This is a genomic window from Sulfitobacter sp. M85 (assembly GCF_029285915.1).
GTDB classification, from domain to species: Bacteria; Pseudomonadota; Alphaproteobacteria; order Rhodobacterales; family Rhodobacteraceae; genus Sulfitobacter; species Sulfitobacter faviae.
In genome coordinates, this window is record NZ_JABECQ010000002.1 from 383,410 (window position 1) to 403,457 (window position 20,048).

18 protein-coding genes are annotated in these 20,048 nt (G+C 52.8%); 11 read left to right on the forward strand and 7 right to left on the reverse strand.

Features of this window, described 5'->3' with window-relative positions; genetic code table 11:
- Positions 1 to 60: 60 nt before the first annotated feature.
- The 5 genes from HKX24_RS05715 (at position 61) to HKX24_RS05735 (ending at position 7,765) form a co-directional block, all read left to right on the forward strand.
- Positions 61 to 957, forward strand: a complete 897-nt coding sequence (locus HKX24_RS05715; protein WP_276153851.1) for a thymidylate synthase — start codon at positions 61 to 63, stop codon at positions 955 to 957.
- Between the two features lie 8 nt (positions 958 to 965).
- Complete coding sequence (locus HKX24_RS05720) at positions 966 to 3,641, forward strand: hypothetical protein (RefSeq protein WP_276153852.1); 2,676 nt, start codon at positions 966 to 968, stop codon at positions 3,639 to 3,641.
- 4 nt (positions 3,642 to 3,645) lie between these two features.
- A complete protein-coding gene (locus HKX24_RS05725; RefSeq protein WP_276153853.1) occupies positions 3,646 to 5,673 on the forward strand; it encodes a hypothetical protein in 2,028 nt (675 codons plus the stop codon).
- Positions 5,674 to 5,678: 5 nt separating this feature from the next.
- The gene (locus HKX24_RS05730; protein ID WP_276153854.1) at positions 5,679 to 6,233 is read left to right on the forward strand and encodes a hypothetical protein; all 555 of its coding nucleotides are present in this window, start codon (positions 5,679 to 5,681) and stop codon (positions 6,231 to 6,233) included.
- A gap of 155 nt (positions 6,234 to 6,388) precedes the next feature.
- Positions 6,389 to 7,765 (forward strand): site-specific integrase, encoded by a 1,377-nt coding sequence (locus HKX24_RS05735; protein WP_276153855.1) that lies wholly within the window; start codon positions 6,389 to 6,391, stop codon positions 7,763 to 7,765.
- A gap of 151 nt (positions 7,766 to 7,916) precedes the next feature.
- Here the strand turns inward: HKX24_RS05735 and HKX24_RS05740 are convergent, their stop codons facing one another.
- Positions 7,917 to 8,174: a helix-turn-helix transcriptional regulator gene (locus tag HKX24_RS05740; protein ID WP_276153856.1), complete on the reverse strand. Its 258-nt coding sequence runs from the start codon at positions 8,172 to 8,174 to the stop codon at positions 7,917 to 7,919.
- Between the two features lie 85 nt (positions 8,175 to 8,259).
- On the opposite strand from HKX24_RS05740, the gene HKX24_RS05745 reads away from it, so the two are divergent.
- The 5 genes from HKX24_RS05745 to HKX24_RS05765 all read left to right on the forward strand — a co-directional run bounded on the left by HKX24_RS05745 (position 8,260) and on the right by HKX24_RS05765 (position 12,536).
- Positions 8,260 to 8,868: a hypothetical protein gene (locus HKX24_RS05745; RefSeq protein WP_276153857.1), complete on the forward strand. Its 609-nt coding sequence runs from the start codon at positions 8,260 to 8,262 to the stop codon at positions 8,866 to 8,868.
- Positions 8,869 to 8,919: 51 nt separating this feature from the next.
- A complete protein-coding gene (locus HKX24_RS05750; protein WP_276153858.1) occupies positions 8,920 to 9,567 on the forward strand; it encodes a hypothetical protein in 648 nt (215 codons plus the stop codon).
- A gap of 506 nt (positions 9,568 to 10,073) precedes the next feature.
- Positions 10,074 to 10,646, forward strand: a complete 573-nt coding sequence (locus HKX24_RS05755; protein WP_276153859.1) for a hypothetical protein — start codon at positions 10,074 to 10,076, stop codon at positions 10,644 to 10,646.
- Positions 10,647 to 10,698: 52 nt separating this feature from the next.
- On the forward strand, positions 10,699 to 10,992 hold the full coding sequence (locus tag HKX24_RS05760) for a hypothetical protein (RefSeq protein ID WP_276153860.1): 294 nt from the start codon (positions 10,699 to 10,701) through the stop codon (positions 10,990 to 10,992).
- Between the two features lie 575 nt (positions 10,993 to 11,567).
- The gene (locus tag HKX24_RS05765) at positions 11,568 to 12,536 is read left to right on the forward strand and encodes a hypothetical protein (protein WP_276153861.1); all 969 of its coding nucleotides are present in this window, start codon (positions 11,568 to 11,570) and stop codon (positions 12,534 to 12,536) included.
- Positions 12,537 to 12,835: 299 nt separating this feature from the next.
- Here HKX24_RS05765 and HKX24_RS05770 read toward each other — a convergent pair whose 3' ends face one another.
- Both HKX24_RS05770 and HKX24_RS05775 read right to left on the reverse strand, forming a co-directional pair.
- Positions 12,836 to 14,641 (reverse strand): ATP-binding protein, encoded by a 1,806-nt coding sequence (locus tag HKX24_RS05770; protein ID WP_276153862.1) that lies wholly within the window; start codon positions 14,639 to 14,641, stop codon positions 12,836 to 12,838.
- Complete coding sequence (locus HKX24_RS05775; RefSeq protein WP_276153863.1) at positions 14,638 to 15,993, reverse strand: SIR2 family protein; 1,356 nt, start codon at positions 15,991 to 15,993, stop codon at positions 14,638 to 14,640. Before HKX24_RS05775 ends, HKX24_RS05770 begins: the two co-directional genes overlap by 4 nt.
- 603 nt (positions 15,994 to 16,596) lie before the next feature.
- Here HKX24_RS05775 and HKX24_RS05780 point away from each other — a divergent pair.
- The gene (locus HKX24_RS05780; RefSeq protein ID WP_276153864.1) at positions 16,597 to 16,752 is read left to right on the forward strand and encodes a hypothetical protein; all 156 of its coding nucleotides are present in this window, start codon (positions 16,597 to 16,599) and stop codon (positions 16,750 to 16,752) included.
- Positions 16,753 to 17,318: 566 nt separating this feature from the next.
- Here HKX24_RS05780 and HKX24_RS05785 read toward each other — a convergent pair.
- The 4 genes from HKX24_RS05785 to HKX24_RS05800 form a co-directional block, all read right to left on the reverse strand.
- Positions 17,319 to 17,801, reverse strand: a complete 483-nt coding sequence (locus HKX24_RS05785; RefSeq protein WP_276153865.1) for a DUF2127 domain-containing protein — start codon at positions 17,799 to 17,801, stop codon at positions 17,319 to 17,321.
- Positions 17,802 to 17,805: 4 nt separating this feature from the next.
- Positions 17,806 to 18,405, reverse strand: coding sequence for a DedA family protein (locus HKX24_RS05790; protein ID WP_276153866.1), 600 nt, complete (start codon positions 18,403 to 18,405; stop codon positions 17,806 to 17,808).
- Positions 18,406 to 18,444: 39 nt separating this feature from the next.
- A complete protein-coding gene (locus tag HKX24_RS05795; protein ID WP_276153867.1) occupies positions 18,445 to 19,473 on the reverse strand; it encodes a metallophosphoesterase in 1,029 nt (342 codons plus the stop codon).
- A 163-nt stretch (positions 19,474 to 19,636) separates the two neighbouring features.
- The gene (locus tag HKX24_RS05800) at positions 19,637 to 19,975 is read right to left on the reverse strand and encodes a PepSY domain-containing protein (RefSeq protein ID WP_276153868.1); all 339 of its coding nucleotides are present in this window, start codon (positions 19,973 to 19,975) and stop codon (positions 19,637 to 19,639) included.
- Positions 19,976 to 20,048 lie beyond the last annotated feature (73 nt).

The window sequence follows — 20,048 nt, forward strand, 5'->3', positions numbered from 1 at the left end:
GTTCCGATTTCGTTAATGTCTCTATCATGATCCTCCACCTTATTAACGCGAGGCCCGCGCATGCGCCATCCTGAGTATCAATATCTCGACTTGCTCTCCCAAGTTCTGGAAAATGGAGACGAGCGCGTCGATCGGACGGGCGTTGGCACTCGGTCCATCTTCGGGGCGATGGTGCGCTTTGACCTCTCCAGCGGCACGGTCCCCATCCTTACGACGAAGCGCGTCTACTGGAAGGCCGCAGTGAAAGAAATGCTGTGGTTTCTTACTGGGGGAACTAACATACAGCCGCTCTTGCGCGAAAAAGTTCGTATTTGGACAGATTGGCCCTTGGCGTCTTACCGCCGGGAGACTGGCGAACATATTTCTCAGGAGGCCTTCGAGCGCCAGATTGTCGAAGACGATGCATTCGCGGCGCGCTGGGGAGAACTTGGTCCCGTGTATGGCAAACAATGGCGCCGGTGGCTGGGTTCTGATGGCAATGAGTATGATCAGATCGCAGATTTAATCCAAACTCTTCGCGAAAACCCAACGAGCAGGCGGATGCTTTTCCATGGTTGGAATGTCGCGGAACTTAACACCATGGCCTTACCGCCCTGCCACATGGTCTACCAATACCACGTTACTTCTGATGGTCGCTTAAATTGCCTTTTGTTTCAGAGGTCTGTCGACCTGTTGCTTGGTGCTGCATTCAATTATGTTGGCGCAACTGCCCTACAACTGATGTTGGCGCAGCAGGCGGGGCTACGTCCAGGAGAACTGGTATGGGTCGGCGGTGATGTTCATCTATACCTCAACCACGTAGATCAAGCGCGAGTGCAACTCTCGCGAGAGCCTCGCCCATTCCCACAAATGAAGCTACTGCGTCAGGCGAAGAGTATCGATGACTACCGGATCGAGGATTTTCAAGTTGAGGGATACGCTCCTCATGCCGCGATTCGTGCGGAAGTTGCAGTGTAACGATCGGCGTGGCCGTCAAGGCATCCCTCAAACAGAAATCCCCGCCGGAGGGGGGTAAGCTAACCGATTCAAAGATTCGGGAACTGCTCGATAGCGATCACGCAAATGGCGGCATTCCGGCCAGTCGGAATGGAAAAATCAATCGCGCATACTATGCTACCAAACTTGGTTACACACCTGGAGCTTTAACAAAGTTTCGCCACGTATTCGCAGAATACGAGCAAAAGCTCGGTGTCGAAACTGGGCCGATGAGGCATTTTTCGGAAATGCGCGATTGGCTCTACGAGGAATATGACGCTGGAAGACTTGGACTTCGCAACGGCAAGGTGGACCGCACTGCCGCTTATCAACGCTTCGGCCTGAAGGGAGGGGGCACCTTCGTTCGTTACCCTGAAATTCGCGCTCTATTTGAAGATCTGGATGCACGTGCCCAAGCAGAAGGATATTTGCCAAATTCGACAAAGCAAGATCTCGATCGATTAAAGAAGGCCTTGGCCAACCATCCCGCCCTGAACAAGGATCGAAAAACCATTAACTTAGTGGCACTGGCAAGGACGATCAATCTTCCCAAGGCCTTCCTATTGCGACAGCCTTTTGCTGAGGTAATCGCCGAACACCAGACAATGATTTTGGAAAAAGTTAGTGCAAGTCGGATAGATCCGTTTGTTCATGGTCGAGTCTATGCATTCAGCGATCTGGCGCCATCTTGGCCTACTCTCTTCCTCGAACGAGTGGGAGTCCGCTTTAAGCAATTTGCCCCGAGTGTCGCCCCCGGGACCCTGAAGAGCCTTTATTTGAAACTCTTTGGATTGCTAACTTGGATTGGAAACAGTTCTCAACCGAGTTGCAAAGCAGTGATGATGGAAGCCTTTGCAATGGGGCGCATATCATCGGCAGATGAGTGGGAGGATACTCTTCTGTCCTATCGCGACTGGTTAATTGCCGAAGGTTCGGAGGCCCGCAGATCAGCAAATTCGATCAATGGCGCACTTAAAGCACTCCGGAATATCCTTTCAGCACTGGCTTCCGGCGGGCTCATCCCAGAAATCCCTACTCGTTTAACTGGTATAAAGCACGCTATGCGTAGGAGCGGACGACTAAAAAGCGTCGCGGAAGCAACGACTTCTAACGCTACGCAGAAGGCGAACGACTACGTTGCCTTCGCTGAAGAGCGTCTACAAGAATTATCGAAGGCGAACGGTTTCGATTTGGGGCAAACTGGAGCGGAGGCGTTCTGCGAAAGCTTACGCAGGGAGTTTCGCTATTCCCGAAATCACCCCATAGACACTGCTGACGCCGTTCGCTTGGTGCTCGAAAAGCGACTTAACTCCCTCCAAGAGAGCGCGGCGGCAATAGTAGGCGACGCCATGGCCTCGTATGAGCGTGGCCGTGAACTTCTCGAAAAAGCAGATATTGATGTGCCAGCCTTCGAAGCAGCCTATTTGGATAAATCTCTGAACAGCTATGAGCGGTCGAAGCTGGTTCGAAGTTGCTTCCCGAACCCCAAGAGCGCAGACCAATCAGAAGTAGCGCGGGGCATTGCCAACCTAATTAGACTGATACGCGAATGCTATGACGGCGATCTTCCGTCAATCCAGGCCACAACCGCAGGTCCTTACGGCGCATTCTTTGCCAAGCGGCTTCTCGAGTATGGCGGATTGGCGAAAATAGCACCAATGTTAAGCCCGGGGCGCGATACCATAGGTGCAATTCTTACGCTTTACCTAATCGAAAGCGGGGCAAACGTAGCGGTTGGGCGCAATCTGCGAGGGGATTGTTTGAAACCCAGCGACCAAGTTGGGTATCGACGTATCACTGGCAGCAAAACAAGGGCGCGAGGTAGACCAATCGTAGTAGACTTGCCGGAAAGCTCACGCTCAGTCCGCGCAATAGAATGGTTGGTTTCTATAGTTGGTGCCCAGCAAAGCGATGAGGTAACCTCCGCGAAGAGGTTATTTAAGATGCGGATCGGCTCTCGCTTCCAGCTTGTAACCGAGCATTGGTATACGAATTGGTTCAAAAAGTTTGCCGCCGATGTTCCCGGGTTAGAGGACATCCTGCTTGTTCCAAGCATGATCAGGCCCAGCGTCCTTTTGCACACCGCCCTGTCCAACGACGGGCGGCTCATGGTAGGCATTGCACAGGGTCAACATGGGCTCCAAGTTAGTCAAGGGTATCAACAGAAGTGGCCAACGCGGTTAAAATATGATGAGAACATACGCAAATTTCAGAATGCATTTGAAACTTTGATCATGTCGGGCACGGAGGATGCCGCTGCGAAATTGGGACTCTCAATTGAACAGTTCAAGAAAAGGCTGGGCGATCTTCGCGCAACAGGTCTTGGAACCTTTTGCAAAGATGGATTCAACCGTTCAGGCGATGCGAAAAGCTCATGCTCGACGCTTGATTGCTGGAACAACTGTCCGCACCTTCTAATCATAGCGGAGGTCGAAGCAATCGCAGCTCTCCAGCTCTGGCAAGCGTCATTGCGAGCTGTGCAAGGAGAATGGGAACGCGATCAACCCGAACGATGGGAAGAGGTGTGGCTGCCGTGGCTTTGCCTTACGGATGTAGTCGAAGAGAAGATGGTGCGCGGTCCGATGATAAAAGTATGGAAATTAGCGCGGAAACGAGCGTCAGAAATTTCTGCTCAAACCGGCTATTCGCCGCCGCGCCCTTGGTAACTGTATGGCCAAACCATCTGCTCCACGTCCTTCTGAAGTCGGTTCCCATCTGGCCGAACTCGATGAATACCGTCGTTCTCAATGGCTCCAAAGTGACTATTCTGCATCGGTTTGGACCGTTGCGGACACCCATGATGCCAATAAAACTGCTCTGATCAATTTTAACTACAGGCTTGCAGACGGTCGTAACCTAATTAACGCTGATCGCTTGTATGCTACGGTGAAAGAGTATGCTTGGTGGCTGCGCGACCCTCGATATAGCAAAATAGACGATGCATCTACACACGCAACGATGGTGCAGAGCCTTATGCACCTTGCCCACGCGCTAAGTCTCCGCAATATCTGGTCCTTCGCACATTTGCAGCCGTATGATATCGAGCAATTGACTGAGGAAATTCGATACGGCGCGGATGCAGTCCTCCGTGCGTCTGAAAGAGTTGAAGCATACCTGGAGTCCCTAAGAGCAGCGAATGCCCTGAAGCCCAAGCTTTTTGGAGGCCTGCCTCGATATGTTATCCCGACCACTGGCGCGCGGACCAAGATCGTTCACGTGGACCCTATCATGGCAGCGTGCGGGTTGCCCTCAAATGCCAAGGTATTGCCGCGCGTTGCGGCACTGATCGGTCGAGAAGCTAAACGCAATGGTCTGAAAAAAAGAAATGGTGCAAAGCTAAAACCCTTACGCCCCTTGAGCAATGTGACATCTCAATCGATGCAGCGATGGCTCGCTCCGCTTGAGGATCTCTATATAATGCGGCGCCGAATTGCAGCAGACGGAATCTCCTTCAAGCCGTTCCCTCATGGAGCGGCACGGGTAGCGGCAGTGAAGGGGGTGGGGACAGAACGAACGCCTACTCCACCGCCGAAACTCGTATTATATCTTCTCGAGCATTCCGTTCGCTGGATTTGTGAAGATCGCTCAACAGAACCAACTACCCGCTCTGAAATTCTACTTGACGTGGCCGCGTGCTGGGTTCTGATCGCAGCGTTCTCTGCGCGACGGGATGAGGAAATTGATGACCTGAGGAATGGTTGTCTGCGGGGGGATGACGAGTCCGGCTGGTGGTTGCAAATATATATCGAGAAGACACTCCAACGAAAGGAGTGGATTCCGGTGCCTGGCCTCGTTGCAAGAGCTATTCGAAAACTGGAACAAATAAGCTTTTCGGCAAGGCAGCAAACAGGCACTGACCACCTTTTTCAGTGGCGTAGTCCTCTCGGAAACATATTTCGCCTTGATGTGGGACGTCAGCTGGACGAATTTGCAGCGGCAATAAACGTCCCTCAACATCAAATTCCTGGCAAGCCGCCCTTTGATTGGCACTGGCACCCTCACCAATTCCGACGTTTCTTCGCAATTTTATACTTCTACCGCTTCGAAGGTGCTACGATTGAGGCGCTCTCTCACCATCTCAGGCACTTCAATCTTGAAATGACAAGGCAATACCTCACTCAAGATCCTGAAGCTGCTGCCCTCTGGACTGATGTAGAGTGGGGCTACATGGGACATGTAGCCCGCACTATAGTAGCCGGCGAACGTGTCGTGTCCGGGGCAGCTGGAGAACGTATGAAGAAAACCACCCGCCGCCTGAATGATGCTTTCCGCCGCAAACTGCATGTAACGTCCTCGGAACGGGTTGGGGCAAGTCTATCGACGATCATGCAGCGCCGCGGGTTGGTGCTGCGGCCCAAGCCTTGGGTAACTTGCACGTGCCCCAGGACATACGTTGCGACTTCCCAGGCGGCTTGTCGGCGGAGCTCGCCCCGCCAGACCGACGAGGTCGGTCCAAACTTTGCAGCTGCTGGTCCCTCGGTTTGCCCTTCATGCCCGCATGCCATGATTGAAGGAGGCCGGAAGCCCTTTATCGAAGAGGAAATCGGCTATCTCGAAGCAGTGTCAGAAACAAAGCCGAGAGGTGGCACCCTTTTCGGTGAACTGGAACAGGCAAGGCTGTTAGAGTTGTTCGAAGTAAAACGGACGCGCTATGATCATGCTCAGCCGCTTGGCGACCCGGCTTCGGACAAAGAGTAAGGCAGATGAGTAAAAAAGATAAGTCAGTTTGCGACATGCTGTCTGGGGGCTCTGATAAACGACAAACTGTTGGAGCACGTATAGAAAGAAGGTTGGAAGTATTGCAGAGTTGGCTTCGCGAGGGAGTTCCGGCGGACAAGGCAATTCCCAAGAGTCTAACAGCAGTGCGCCTATGGGATGATCCAGAGCTTGGTATCGAGTCTATTAGGTCTCCCAACGAATTTACCAAAACTCATCACACCTATGGCGATAGGGTGCGGGAAGTTGCGGTGCTACTTAGCGAACTGAGGCGTGAGTCAGGTAGTTCGGCAAAGGCCGGGGCAGGTCGGACATCAAGAGCCCTGCCGAGCTTTGATAAAAGAGCTTTTGAACGGCAGCTTGAAGCAACTGTGTCGCAGTGGCATTCGGAGCGCGAGCAGCGCCTGCGAGAGCAGAAACGCGCTGACAGCGCAGAGGCAAGAAGCGTTCTACTCTTGGAGGAGAACGCTCTAAAAGATCAGCTCATCGCTGATCTTCGTCGCCAGATAGGCGCTTTTAAGGGGCTACGAGTAATGAAATGAAACATACCTCTTTCCACACGGCATTGATCAGCAGAAAGCCGCTTCTCCGCCCCCCCCGGCCTTGGTCAATCGGCCTGATACTCGTCACGAGTCTCTCATAGTGACCCGTAGAGTTTCAAATCGCGGTGCTACTTATATGCGTTGGGGACAGCCACATGCGTAGCTCCAATCCCAACCTTGGTTTGATCGTTTGCACAAATACAACGTGTAAATTCAGTGGGCGATCATGGGAAGGTATACCGACACTAATATGGCCTGACGGGATTGATGAGGACGCGTCTGATTGGCTGCGTGCTCTTGTCGTAGAAAACGGTGTAGCCATTAGCAGCGCTCGGGAGTATGCCAAGATAATTCGACCGTTTCTAAGGTTTTGCCGAAAGAGCGGAAGGACATGGCAGTCGGTAGATGATGCGTTCCTTATCCTTTGGCGCGAGCATCAGCTCCGGACAAAGAAAATTTCCTCAAAACGGGTCAATGCGTCTTTGAATGCTGTTTTTGCGTTCTACAAATGGGCGGAGGAGACTAAGCGTATCCGATTTCACGTGGGGATTTATCCTTTGGATGAGCTGCCTGCTGCGATAGCGGGCATCACGTTCCCGATTAGTGCAAAACGGAGCTACACAAAGGGGCGGAACGGTCGGGTATACGGGGGCTGGACAACGCCTTTGACCTTAGGCCCTTCAGAAGGGGGGCATCACAGCCGTCATACGCCAACGGAGCATGAGATTCGTGACATACATGGGGTAGCTGTCGAACGCATCCATGGGGAGCGAGACTCGTTAATGCTGTCGTGGGCCGAAGAAGTTGGCCTACGACGAGCAGAGTTTATGCGCCTATGTAAATCTCAGTTGCCCTCGCCTCATCAGTTGACCGATTTGATTGAACGCGATGAACCATGGAAAATATTAAGCACGCGAAAAGGTGGAAAATCCAAGTATTTTACAGTCTTGCCGGAGCTGCTAATCCGAACGGCTGACTATATCCAATTCGGGCGGCGAGACATCGTGAACAACTGCCGAGATAAGATCGTAGGATATCGCGAACCCGACGAGATTTTCTTATCAAGCACGACTGGCATGCCTCTGCACTTGGACAGCGTCACTGCGATTGGTCGGGACATTTTCGCTGAGGCGGGTGTAGAGCGGGCGAACATCCACAGGCTTCGAGCTCGACACGCGGTTCGAACCATTGAGGCTATGGTCGATGCAATCTTCGACGGCACCAAGGTCGGAACCGAATCCAGTTGGGTAGAAACCATTCTCACTAAGGCCGCAGAACAGATGGGTCACACCAGCCCTCAATCCCTTCGCCCCTATCTTACAGGCGTGTTAAACCGCCGAATTCAGACTGCTGACGCAAGCAAGGCAGAACGTTTGGCTTCCTGCCTGCGTCAACTGAGCCGACATGAAGATACATTGAAACGCCGCCTGAAGCACCAGACAGGACTTCACCGTTCCTCCGAACTCATTCAAGCCGGAAGAAATGCCGACGCGGCGGCTATATTGAGAAAGATAGCTGATCAGTTGGATTAAAATGCGTTGCATTTTCCGCTCTCTAAGCGGCGCGATCGATAGGTCCAATAGTGGGCTAAGCGCTGAAAATGTCAGAACGAAGATTACCTCGGGAACAACCTATCACGTTCAGGTCGCTCGAGATGGCAAGCCTGCGGCCGCGTAGTTTATCCTAAATCGACTCGTCTGGAGGAACCACCTCGCTAATGCGAGCCACGATCTCTTCCGGCCTTATCCCTATCGCTCTGGCAATAATGATCAGTTCGACTACATCGATCCTTCGTTCGCCGCTTTCGATTCTTGCCACTAAGGACTGATGGCAACGAAGGCGCTCAGCCAGAGAAGACTGGCTCAACGCAGCGTTCTTTCTTTCTTTGACCAAAATCTTGGTCAGGGCGATCTGCCCGGAACTTCGGATCGTTTTCGGCACGGCAACCAACAATAAAGGATACCGGTTGCCGTAATCTGGTTTATAGATTATCTAAAATTCAGATAATTTGGGGCACGTTTAGCTGATGGTAAAACTACCACACGACCTGATCACGGAGGCATTCTTAGCAGCCCGCCGAGCACGCGATGCCGAACTCCAGCACTGTTTGCTTAACGCCGAGCATGCAGTCGCATTCGCGCGTCTCGTAGACCACCCCTACCTACTGCCGTTGGCCGAACTGGTGGAAAATGAGTGCACGACACTCGCCGGTGCTCGGATCTTGCTTGAGAATCTATTGGCCACATATGACGAAGTTACGCTTGATGAGCCCCTGTTTTACAAAGCCCAGTTCGAGACTCTCGTAACCACCAGGGTTGCACGGTCGGAACTGCACGCATTGCTCGAAGAACTCTGCTCAAATGAGCTGGCAGAGACTTTCCTCTCTGGGGTTCGGCGATATCGGTGCATCGATAACGGCTACGGAATTGTCCCTCAGCAAGCACTTCTCGAAGAGGAAATTCGCCGGAAGAACAGTCGCTTCCTTAAACGTGTGGTCCGGATCTCCGACGGTCAATCGCCGCTGGCTGGAGATACCTTAGTGGCTTTGCGGCGCAGCAAAAATGTGGGTTCTTCGGCCAGCTTAGGCAATTGTGCGGAAGAGAAGCAGATTATCGATCTTACCCGAATGCTATAATCAACATCCCTCAAGGAGAGCCTCAGGAACCCTCTCGCAGCAGTAAATTGGATGAAAAAGAATGCGCCCAAAGCACTTGCGGAAAAAGATCTCCGGGTTTCGATGGCGGGTGTTCTCAAGCTGTCGCAGATCTCAATTGTTTCCAAGCGCTTAGCCGAGGAGCTTGCGCCGAAGTTTTTTTCTGGTGAGATTTCAAGGAGGCAGCTCGACATCGCTCTGCGGCGTGCCGAGCAGGAGCACGGCCGACTTGTCGCCGGGCATGAGAGGATGAAGCGTGCCATGGCCTTTGAGGAGGAGGTTTTCACATTCCTCAAGCGGCACCCCTCAAAGCTCGAGCTCGGTCACAATGTTGAAATCGTTCGCACATCGAAGGACAGTCTTGTTCCTTCAGACTTCACCGCCTTGCGAGACGGGCAATCGGTCGCCGCGGTGGAATGCAAAGCACATCGCGGCACCCGGCATCGCCGATACCTCGTGGAGACCCTCGCGATGGCAGCCCTTCGAGCAGCGGATGGACAATTGTCCATCCTTGTCGTGCCGGAAAGTTGGGGCACCTCTACCGCAGAGATCACATGGTTGGCCGACAAATTGTCTATCTCGAATGTGCGGGTTGCTGTGTTCGAGAAACGTGAAGGCCAACGCGCTGAGCTTGCTTACCGTGCGAATGCCAGTAGCAGAGAGACTTCACCACCTCAGTGATCTCGCGCCTACCCGCGCGTCAAGCGGGACACTTTTGGAAGCGAAAAAAGGGGCAGAATAGGGGGGACGGCCCCCAGCCGTTCTGGCTCGTGTGGTGCTTGGGTGTAGGGATTGACAACCTCTCAGCATAAGGCATTGATATGCTTTATGACTGCATCGATGACCGATTTAATACGCACGGCTAAGAGCATTGAATTGGGGAACATATAGGGAACGATGCCCTAATCGTGCTTGTATTTCGCATGGAGTCCCACAGAGCTCATGCCTTCTGCATATCGCGCGCATGGCACGACGCCGAAAGGTGATCCGCGTTTTCAATGCAAATCTTGTCTAAAGACCTTTTCAGCGGGATCTCCTACGCGGCGGCATCAAGAAACTAAAGAAACCGGTGATATATTTCGCCTCTTGGTCAACAATGTCCCATTAAGACGGATCATGGAGATCACAGGTGTGCCCCTGACCAGCTCTACAGGCGTATAGATTTTCTTTATCGTCAATGCAGGGACATGTCGGCCCGTAAGGACAAGAACTCAAAGCAGTGCTTCGCTAAGAGAAACCGAGTTATATCTTTTGACGTCCAGACCATTCTTACCAACTGGCGTCATGCTCATCGCGTATTGAATGTCCCGGTGCATCACGCCGTCAGTGTAGACAAGCAAAGCGGGTTCGTCCTCGCTGCAACGACGGACTTTGATCCTGAAACAGATGCGATCGAAATCGAGCGTGAGATGCTTCTTGTTGATGATTTCGAACTGCCGAGAGCCTGGCGGGTTCATGGGAGGGTATGGGCCTATGATGAATACCGTGATTCAGTTTTGCATGGCGTCAACAACCTCTTGACCAAAGAAGAGAAGATTCTGTCTGGCAATACCTTCGACTTGCCTGGCAATGGCTCCCGTGTCCGCGGGGACATATTCCAAGCCGCTCACGTCATGATGGTAAAGAACCTTATTGGCACCGATTTCCGTCGACTACTTCTTTGTGTTGATGGTGACAGCGGCCTTGCGCATCTTGCAAGTATCTTATTTGCCCAGGGAGGTAATCGCTGGGAAGACTCACGTTGCGGATGTTCGCTTTAGGAAAGGATTAGGTAACCGGAAGCGAGTAACCCTTACGAATGAAGGGGAAGTGTTGAAGCAACTGGATATCGCAGCGCATAAAGGCCTCATGAACCTCGCTGGCTCCAACTATGGACTGAAAACGGAAACTACACGTCTGGTCGCAGCACGCTTACTTGCAAAATATGGCGCATCATATACAGACCTTCCGCGGCAAGACCTTGCCAGTTCAGGCTATGTTTGGAAGTATAATCGCAAAGAAGAACCAGACCAAGTGGTCCGTCTTCTGACGGATCGAGGTGACCTTTCTTTTGGTGATCTTGCTATCGTTCTTACCAGAGCCTCGATGGCTCCAGTTGATGAGTAATTCGCTCTAATCCGCAGGCGAATCAAGGCTTTTGATAGGGGCGCGCGCCCGACCTCGGGTGAAACAACTTGGTATGTAAACGCATTCTATGATCCCATATTGATCGAAAAGGTCGCTACAATTTTTCGCTTCTATTGCAACTACATGCTTCCAGAGTCCGCGGAAAGCGGCAAACCGAAGGCTGAACGTCAGACGCCTGCGATGAAGATCGGTGTCGCTAAAGGCAAGGTCTATGTTCGTGATGTATTGTCGTTTAAGTAGCAATGCTCTTCTTGCAAATGCTACTGCGCGAAATATACCCTCACAGTAGGGGCGCGGTTCTGGAATGCCACTCAACCAAAAGCAGCGAAATAGATGGAATCTTGCGGCGGCCACCGAGGCGGACAGCTTGCATAACCGACAGGCAAAAGCGCGTGTGTCAGATTGATTGGGACAACACCATCAGGCAAAGATAGTATTGCCATGTGCATTCTAATTGCCATTTATAGGTCCTACGAAATGTATTCTACTCAACGCTCCAGCATCTGCTCTTATTATAGACTGTTTTCCGTCAACTACTTTAGATGGATCGTGCTATGAAAAATACTCATTCAATATTTTGGGATACTCTGGGTGCGGAGCCCCGGAAAAAAATCTGCGATCTTGAATGGCACATTGGATCTGCACCAAGTCCAACGACGCATATCGCAAGTCGTCCGATTGGGAAATTTGACTTTTCCCGCGCGTCGGCGGCAAAGAATGAGTCGGAACTGGCAGACATGCTTTCACAACATTGCAAGGACATAAACGACATTCCAGAAGCGTCATTCTTGGTGGCAAAAAGAGAACTTCCATCGAATATTATTTACAGGAGGCTATGTCGCAATACAGACCAAGACGCAAATATCTTGAACTTCTCGACGCCGATGTTTCCCGGAGAGGCGGAAGAAAGAGTCGCCTTTCTGCATCAGTGTGAAGTTCTTATTGAGAGAATTCGGGCCATTTCTCAAGTTATCCAGCTCGATGATAGGACATTGGATTCCTTTGGTGATGAAATCCGAAACGTTCTTATTCTGAGCTGCACCGAGATTGAGGCCATCTCCAAATCTATATTGTCTGCCAATGGAATATCGGCAAAAAATATATTTGACTTTTTCAAACTGGAAAGGGCTTGTAGGTTATCTGAATACTCAGTTTCATTTATTCGCTTTCCGGGCCTATCACCGGTGAAACCCTTCCTAAGTTGGGCTAACCCGACCGCAGACGGACGGTTGCCCTGGTATACGTCATACAACCATACCAAGCATGATCGGATTTCTAATGTGGCTGAGGGAAATCTTGGAAATGCGCTGAATGCAACGGCAGGCATAATAGCGTTGTTGTGTGCCAGCTACGGCTGGCCTGCTATCCGAACTCACTCGCGCATTTCAGATTTCACTTGCGTAAATGAATACCCTTCGTTTGGCTTAGCAGAGTGCTACATGTTCACATCGGAACAAATAATGGAGAATGGCAAAGGAAGAGTTATTCCAAACCCTATTTATGGGAGAGGATACCCATTCTGAATTTTTTTGGCAGAGGGCTTCCTACGGAGAACGATCTATTGCGCACGTTCGATAAGGGGTGCCAAACAGGCTGATGACGTTGAACTGCGCAGGTATGGGCTAAATTCGTGGTTACCGAATGATATGTGGAAGCTAATCTAATCGACGGAGCCCTTATTCAGCCGCCTTGGGTCGGGCAGGATTCGACCACATGAACCAGAACGGCTGGGGGACCGCCCACCGGAGCAAAGGGCGGCGTCGGCATTGACGCCATCCGGCGATAACCAGCCCTTGCATAGGGGAGGTCAAGAAAGCCGAAATTAGCTATCGATCACGTCGCCAACTTGCCGGCCGCCCCAAAACACCTGATAATTCGGGCCATGGCTTTCTGGTCGCTGTCCCTTTTCGGGCTTGCTCATAATGATTGGCAAAGGTGCGGGCAAATCGGGCCCAACAATAATGGCTTCGCCTTGTGACAGTGATGGGATGAAAGCAGCTGCGCTGCGATCCAGATCGCCACAAGCTCTTTCGATTGTCTCCCGGTCTCGGTCATTCGTAAGCCTGTGGACAAACAACGTTCCAAGCTGACTGAGAACATCTTGCGGCACATCTCTGGGACGCTGGGTCGCGATAACAGTGGTGAGGCCGTATTTCCTACCTTCCTTGGCTATCAGTCCGAAGGCATCAAGCGTAACGCTATTCTGCTCGTCGCCAATTGAGCGACCAATGAACTGATGAGCTTCGTCCAAGACGCAAACCAGCGGTTTCTCGACAAACCTATTTCTCCGGGATTTTTCGAGCAAATACCTGCCAAGCGCATTCAGAAGTAGTTCGCGAGCATTGTATTTGAAGGAGACGTTACGGAAGGAAACCACTAAGGCCCTTTGAGTATCATCGTCGATAAATTCTTCTACGACACTTGCGATGTCTTGGCCGTCGGATCTGAATATACATCCAAGTTCGGTGGCGCCAAGATACGTCTCTATGCGCACGTTTAAGTGATTACAAGCTCCAAGCGCGAAGTCATCTGGCTTACCAAAATTTCCCAGGACGCTGTGGTCGCTATTGCTTCCTTGCTTGACACATTCATACCGGATTTGTTCTGCAAGTATCGATAGGTCAAAATCACAGAGGTCGCTGTTAATCTGGTCTGCTAAGGCAATCTGCGCAATCGAAAATGCATGACGGCTATTGCCTGCTTTCCTGATCGCGCCATTTTCCAACACTTCGACATATCCTTTCCCATCTATATCGAACTGTTTTCGCCCCTTATCTTCTTTGCAAGCGTAGTCACCATGCCCAGCCAAAAGCGCCTTCGCCAAGCGCAGGCTTCTAATTGCGCTCCTCAGGGTCGGTCCTTGAACTTGTGGTGAAGGTGTTAATAGCGAATACAGGTCAATCTCCGACAAGTTCTGATAGGGAAAGTGAACTTCTTCCGCTTCTGTTACATCGACTGGACCGAAGGCGAGTTGCCGGGCCGTCGCAACTTTTCCTGTGAATTCTCCGGTGGGATCAAACAGGATACACTTTCCACCTATACGAACGATCTCGTTGACGAGGCGAGAAACTGTCCAGCTCTTGCCCCCACCTGTCGCACCGAATACTCCACAATGACGACCGAACAGTTTCTCCGGCGGGATACTGAGGGAAGCATCATTCAGCCCGGCAAGCTGCCCTAACTCGACGAGTAAGGACTCACTGCTTCCTTTCAAGTTTCCTTCCAAGGCATCCCTAATGGAGTTTGACAGCGCTCCGCCCTCTGCGAGGTAGACCCCATCACCCACCCTCGGCTGCGTGTTAATACCGCGCGTTACTTTCCGAGTTATCTTGCTTACGGTTGCCAGCAACTGGATACGTCCCTGCGGTTCTACTGTAGGATCGGTTTCGATTTGGTGCTCAAGGATATTCCGCTGCCTGTCTGGAATGCCAACTTCTGTTACGCGCCCCAAGATCGCTGAGCGGTCGCAATCGACAAACACAAAATCACCGACGGAGCCTTGGGCCAGCCCGCGCCGACCCAGGGCTGCAAGAGCATTTGGCAAGGTGAGTTCCACGGCACTTGCCGTCACCCTTGTGACCGTCCCGATGCGTTTGGACGGATCAATCAGGGAGGCAAGATCACTCATGCGCCGTGGCCCTCGCGCAGCTTTTCAAGCCGATCTCGCAAGAGTTGACGATCTGTTTTGCCCGATATCATCGGCAAGGCGTCGGCAAGGTCTTCGAAGCGGCCATTCAACATCGTGATGCGTGTATCGCCCTGCTGCACAAGTTGTGCTATCTTTTTTTGGTATAAGCGCTGTTCAGCCAGATCGACGTCGATTTCCTGCAATTCGTCATCGAAGAGTTTTTGCTGATTCACGAACCCACGATCACAAAGCACGAGGCGCAGCGAAAGGTTAGTTTCAATAGCTGACCAGATTGGGGCGCTGATGTGATCATCCGCGAAACCGAACCCGGAGACGATCAACGTCGTGTCGGGTTCCCGCAAAGCAGCCTGCAAGGCGGCAAACATGTCGAGATAGGGGCTTTCGAACGCCTCCTGATACTTCGAAGATCGAGGATAGATCAGGACGGGCCTAAGGTCCTCGCTTGGGTCTTCCACGCTTCGAATAACGACCTCATCCGAACGTCGCCGCCAGTCCACTGAACCGTGCAGCTTGTATAGGTGGAACACACCATCAAGGTAGTCTGCCTTCGTGCTGGATGCTACCCGCCGAACGATATCATGGTCGAAGTGATCTCGGTTGAACCGCTGTTCTGCACTGCGGGAAAACCCGTCGATCAGCACCACACCAAGGCGAAGGCCTGCGGTCTCGATACACAGATCATAATTCGTGGTGAACAGTTTCACCCTGGGCTTTTCTGGTGATCGGCGGGCGAACTTCTTTAAGAATGCCCAGTGTGCTGGCAAATCAGTTTTCAAGCCGACAAAACCCACTTTGCCTAAGATCGTGTTCTCAGCGACTCGAACGAACTCGTTCAGCTCTTCTAACCAAAGCTGATCAGTGAAATCCGGATCGTTTACTGATCGAATGCTGAGCAACTCGATTTGCATCTTGCAGAGACTCAAAAGACTTTCGATATCTCCAGCTTTGTGCTTCCCATCACTACTTCTCTGCGGCAAGCCGCCCATGACTTTCTTAGCCAGATCGTCAAACTCTTTGTGGTCAACCAAATTGTCTTCCGATACAGCATCGCGCACGGCATGCCAAAGGTCACCCATCCCCGGCGCATTCGGACCGCCATCGTTTTTAGCGGAGAAGGATGCCCCGGACCCCAGCAACACCACGACATTGGTCGAATGCAGCGCCTCGAGCAGGGCTTCTTCGACCTGATCCTTGCAGCCGGCTTTGGGCTTCATGGTAGGGTCGTTCGGGTCTGCCTTCTCTTCCTCCCAGCGGAGCCATTTGCCACCGCGTGTCAACAGGCGCAGCAACTCTTTTCTTCCTACCGGCTCGCCGTCCCAATAGTTCGTCAATTTATACACCCGCCAATACACGCCCAAGGCGAACTTAGTTTACTTAGGCAGACTGGTAAATCGTCAAAAAGGCAAACGGCACCAGTGGAGGTGCTGAACTTAGACGGTAAGGACATCCATGTCGGATTCCGACGCGGTGCCTTTTTTGCAACTCGGTCTGGCAATGACCGTCAAAAAGTCTGCTTTGATTGTAGATCACTGCGGCCCAGCCCCATGCGCCTGTCTGACTGTCCGCTCGTGTGTCCAAACAAATATGGGTTTGCACAATAGTTGAATGACTGCTCCCCACCCACGCTGATTACATGTGGGTAGCGGAAATTCGAAGACGTGGGTTTAGCCCGTCCATGCTAAATCGCAGCGTTCCAAGGCTGCCAAACCCGACCGCACGCCCTGATATCTTCGCCTATGAGAGGCCCGGTAGGCTGATGGTGGGCAATGAGACTTTCGACGCACAGCATCGGTCGAAACTGGACGCTCCGTCATGGCTCCACGGGGGAACAGTATCACAAAATCTCCATCGAACCTAACTGCGGGGTCGTGAATCTAACCCATTGAAATTGTTTTTGCTTTATCGGAAAGGGGCTTCTCGCGCCGCGAAAAAATATGCGCGCCGCGATTAAATATGCGCTCACCTACAAAAGCGCCGAAGTGATCAATGTCTTTTCTCTTCCGATCAAGCTTGGGCTGGCGGCGGCCCGGGTGAAGTCGATGGCCGCAGCCTACCCGACAGGGGCATCCGACATCGGGTCGATGTTTTGATCGGTGGCCTACTGGCCGGATTGCCCGAACGTCGACCGAGAAACCGAATAAGACGAAGGACATGGAGATTACGGATCGATCTATTTTGCTGGCGCTCGGCGTCGTCTGGGCTGGTGGTCGATCCGTTTCGGGCTGTTCGTCGTCCCTGGCAGACTGGAGTGGCAGGGGAGTCCCCCGCCGCCGGTGCTGGCGCGTCGCGGGCGGGGGCACTGCGTTCCAGCCTGGCTCGGCGGCGGTGGGCAGCGCCACGGTGATGTCGGGGTTGGTCTTCCAGCTGACCGGCAGCCCTGTGGCAGTCGGTGCGGTCTCGACCAACCTGCGGCTCGGCTGGCTCCTACTCCAGCTTTTGTAGAATACCTCGCAGGGCGCAGCAGCTCTTCAATTCCGTTCCACGACCTTGGGGCATTTCGGGCGAACGCTGGACATTGCCGCGTTTGCCAACATGTTGAGAGATCCGCCCCGTCGAAGGCCGTCGCCAATTTTGCAACCCAAGCAGAAGAGCTGAACAGGGCCGGGGCGGTCCTCGAACTCATAAACGGGAAAGCCAAAACTGGCTTGATTTTTCGTCAAGGTCCTAACTGAGAGCGACTGTGCTGTTCGCGGACCGTGATGAAGATCACCGTTAGATCAATTGCAGTTAGAACCAGCAGAGCCACGCCGCCAACAGTGAGCCATTCGAACAGTTGATAGATCACAAACGCCCAAAGCACGAAAACTGTCACGCGATACGCCCATGGCGCACCGTAGAGCAGGGCCACGACAATCGCGATATGCAACCCACCATGCGCCAAAAAGTAAGTGGTATAGAACGCCAGATCTGACTTTGGGATAAGACCGGCGAGCGATAAGGCGCGGGTGGCGAGGAAATCGCTCGGGTCTTCCGCGAGCTCTGCGCGAAAAAGCCATTGGACGAGGGCGGGAAGGTGTGCTGCGACCCCCGCGAAGATCGCCGCAGCCGTCGCCAACTGAAGAACGCCTAAGGCTGCTTTTGCAAAAAGGGTCACCGCAAATAAGCGGTGATTCAAGCTTTTCGAACCATGCTGTGTCACCACGTCACCTTTCTACTCTGGGGCGGAGCAACCGCCAGACGTAAAGGACAAGTAGCCCTCCAAGCAAAACGTTCGTAACCGGATTGATCCACGTTTCAACCTTGGCAAACTGCGCTTCCAGGAGGTAGCCTGAAACGGTGAGGGCGGCTGTCCAGATCAGACTACCCAACCCAGTGTAAAGAAGAAATGGTAACAGCGGCATCCGTGTCATTCCGGCGGGGACGGATATTAGTGTTCGGACGCCGGGCACCATTCGGCCCAGAAAGACCGCTTTGCCGCCATTGCGCCGAAACCACGCAAGGGAACGATCGAGGTCTTGTTCTGAAATGGTCAGCCACCTGCCATGCCGGGCAATGACTCTGCGCATTCGTGCTTCGGATACCAATGTGCCGATCCAATACCACAGAAAGGCTCCAGCCGCTGAACCGATCGTGCCGGCAATCACTACACCGACGAAGGAAAAGTCACCGCTTGCCGCAAGGTAGCCTGCGAACGGCATGATGACTTCTGAAGGGATTGGTGGGAAAACGTTCTCGATAAGCATGAGGGCCGCGACGCCAAGGCTGCCCATGGAAGCCAGCAGCGATGTGATGAAGTCAAACATTGGCAAAACTTTGTGGTAAGGCGCGCCGGATGGCGAAATTCAACAATGGATCGTGCCCCTGTCCGCTTCCGTCGATCCTGGTCCAGTGAGATAGGTCCATTCGGCGGCTTTATTTGTGAATGTCAGTTTCAGCACGCCTGTCGTCCCTGTGATGAGACGGGCGGCGAACGCCGCGGGCGCGATTTTGCTACGCGTTAATTTGCCGCCGGCTCCCACCACGAAGGCGATCGTTCCGCCCCGTTCGGGTTGGCCTCTTGCATTAAGCGGTGCAGTGCGTTCGTAAAAGTGGTTGTGTCCATGCAATACGAAGCGAGCGCCTGCCTCAGCAACGCGCTGGAATAGTGCTCGAGCGTCGTCAGTCCGGCTGCGCGCAACGCTCGAATATGCGGGTTTGTGAAAATATGCTGCGATGCAGCTGTCGGGGTGCGCCGCGAGCACTTCCGTAAGCCATTTATCCTGAGGAGAGCCCTGCGACGCGTCGATCTCACTGTTGAGGGACAGGAAGAGCCAGTTCCCGGCTTGCAAAGCGTAATACCCATTGCGATCTGGACCTGCCCGATCTTGCCAATAGTCATAGTATGCATACGCAAAAGGCGATTGGTATTCATGGTTGCCTGGGGTTGGCCATGTGCGCTCCCAGACCGTGCCCCAAAACGGGTCGTAGCAATCTTCAAAGCCGACAGCCTCGCCCCGTTTGTAGACCAGATCCCCCAGTGCGAACACCGTTGTCTCGGGATATTGTTCCAAGATACTGGTAGTTTGTAACATGCCCTTGTTCGGGGTGGCCTCTGTCCGGGGAAGACCGAATGCATAGCGCAGGTTCTTACCCGTTCTTCCAAAGTAGCCTCCGTTTGCGCAAGCTGCGATATCCCCTGCCGCGAGAATGGAGAAAGGCACGGTCACATCCAACTTGTGGACCCGGTTGGTGTCGAACATGCTTGATCGAAGAGGACTTGCCAGTGAACGTATGCCGGAAGCCGCCATTGAAAAAACCTGTCCTTCCGTCGCAGCGACGAGCACGATGGCCGCCAATGCGACTGAAAGGGTTCGAAAGACAGTTTTTTTCATCTGGTTCTCCTCATGACCACCTTTAAGGTTTGTTGTTTTATCAAGGTTTTACCAAAAGATTACCGATCGGTAAGGTGCGACTAATCGGTGGGAAGCGCGGCATGGGGGAATGATAAACTTCCGGCGCGGCACCAAGATGATCCTGTGCCGCGCCGGGGTAGATTCAGTCGTTGCCGTCATCTTCCTCGTCGTCATCGTCCGTGTAGGGGCTCTGGCCGATTACGGTGCCATCATTGGCATCGATGAGTATCTCGGTCATCGCCCCATCCGGGGCGACGGCAACTACCTCGTAGACAGACTTGCCAGCCTCATTTTCGAATTCAATTGAGGCGATCTTGCCATTCGCGCTTTCCAAAGCCACCGCAAGTGCTCTCTGGATGTCGATCTGTGCTTCAGAGAATAGGGTCAATTCTTCTGAATTTCCCGTTTCGGCCCACGTCGCACCGGCCATCGCGACTGCACCTGCTGAAATCAGTGCGGTAAGAGAAATTAAACTTTTCATCGTGGTCTTCCTTCTTTGCGCGACCCCCAACTGGAGCCTCACTTTAGGTCATAACCGACTCGTGCGGTCGGTA

Bases quoted from the DNA above. Each gene is read 5' to 3' on its own strand.
- HKX24_RS05715 (WP_276153851.1), top strand. From the start codon at position 61: ATGCGCCATCCTGAGTATCAATATCTCGACTTGCTCTCCCAAGTTCTG.
- HKX24_RS05725 (WP_276153853.1), top strand. From the start codon at position 3,646: ATGGCCAAACCATCTGCTCCACGTCCTTCTGAAGTCGGTTCCCATCTG.
- HKX24_RS05730 (WP_276153854.1), top strand. From the start codon at position 5,679: ATGAGTAAAAAAGATAAGTCAGTTTGCGACATGCTGTCTGGGGGCTCT.
- HKX24_RS05735 (WP_276153855.1), top strand. From the start codon at position 6,389: ATGCGTAGCTCCAATCCCAACCTTGGTTTGATCGTTTGCACAAATACA.
- HKX24_RS05745 (WP_276153857.1), top strand. From the start codon at position 8,260: ATGGTAAAACTACCACACGACCTGATCACGGAGGCATTCTTAGCAGCC.
- HKX24_RS05750 (WP_276153858.1), top strand. From the start codon at position 8,920: ATGAAAAAGAATGCGCCCAAAGCACTTGCGGAAAAAGATCTCCGGGTT.
- HKX24_RS05755 (WP_276153859.1), top strand. From the start codon at position 10,074: ATGTCGGCCCGTAAGGACAAGAACTCAAAGCAGTGCTTCGCTAAGAGA.
- HKX24_RS05765 (WP_276153861.1), top strand. From the start codon at position 11,568: ATGAAAAATACTCATTCAATATTTTGGGATACTCTGGGTGCGGAGCCC.
- HKX24_RS05770 (WP_276153862.1), bottom strand. From the start codon at position 14,641: ATGAGTGATCTTGCCTCCCTGATTGATCCGTCCAAACGCATCGGGACG.
- HKX24_RS05780 (WP_276153864.1), top strand. From the start codon at position 16,597: ATGCGCGCCGCGATTAAATATGCGCTCACCTACAAAAGCGCCGAAGTG.
- HKX24_RS05790 (WP_276153866.1), bottom strand. From the start codon at position 18,405: ATGTTTGACTTCATCACATCGCTGCTGGCTTCCATGGGCAGCCTTGGC.
- HKX24_RS05795 (WP_276153867.1), bottom strand. From the start codon at position 19,473: ATGAAAAAAACTGTCTTTCGAACCCTTTCAGTCGCATTGGCGGCCATC.
- HKX24_RS05800 (WP_276153868.1), bottom strand. From the start codon at position 19,975: ATGAAAAGTTTAATTTCTCTTACCGCACTGATTTCAGCAGGTGCAGTC.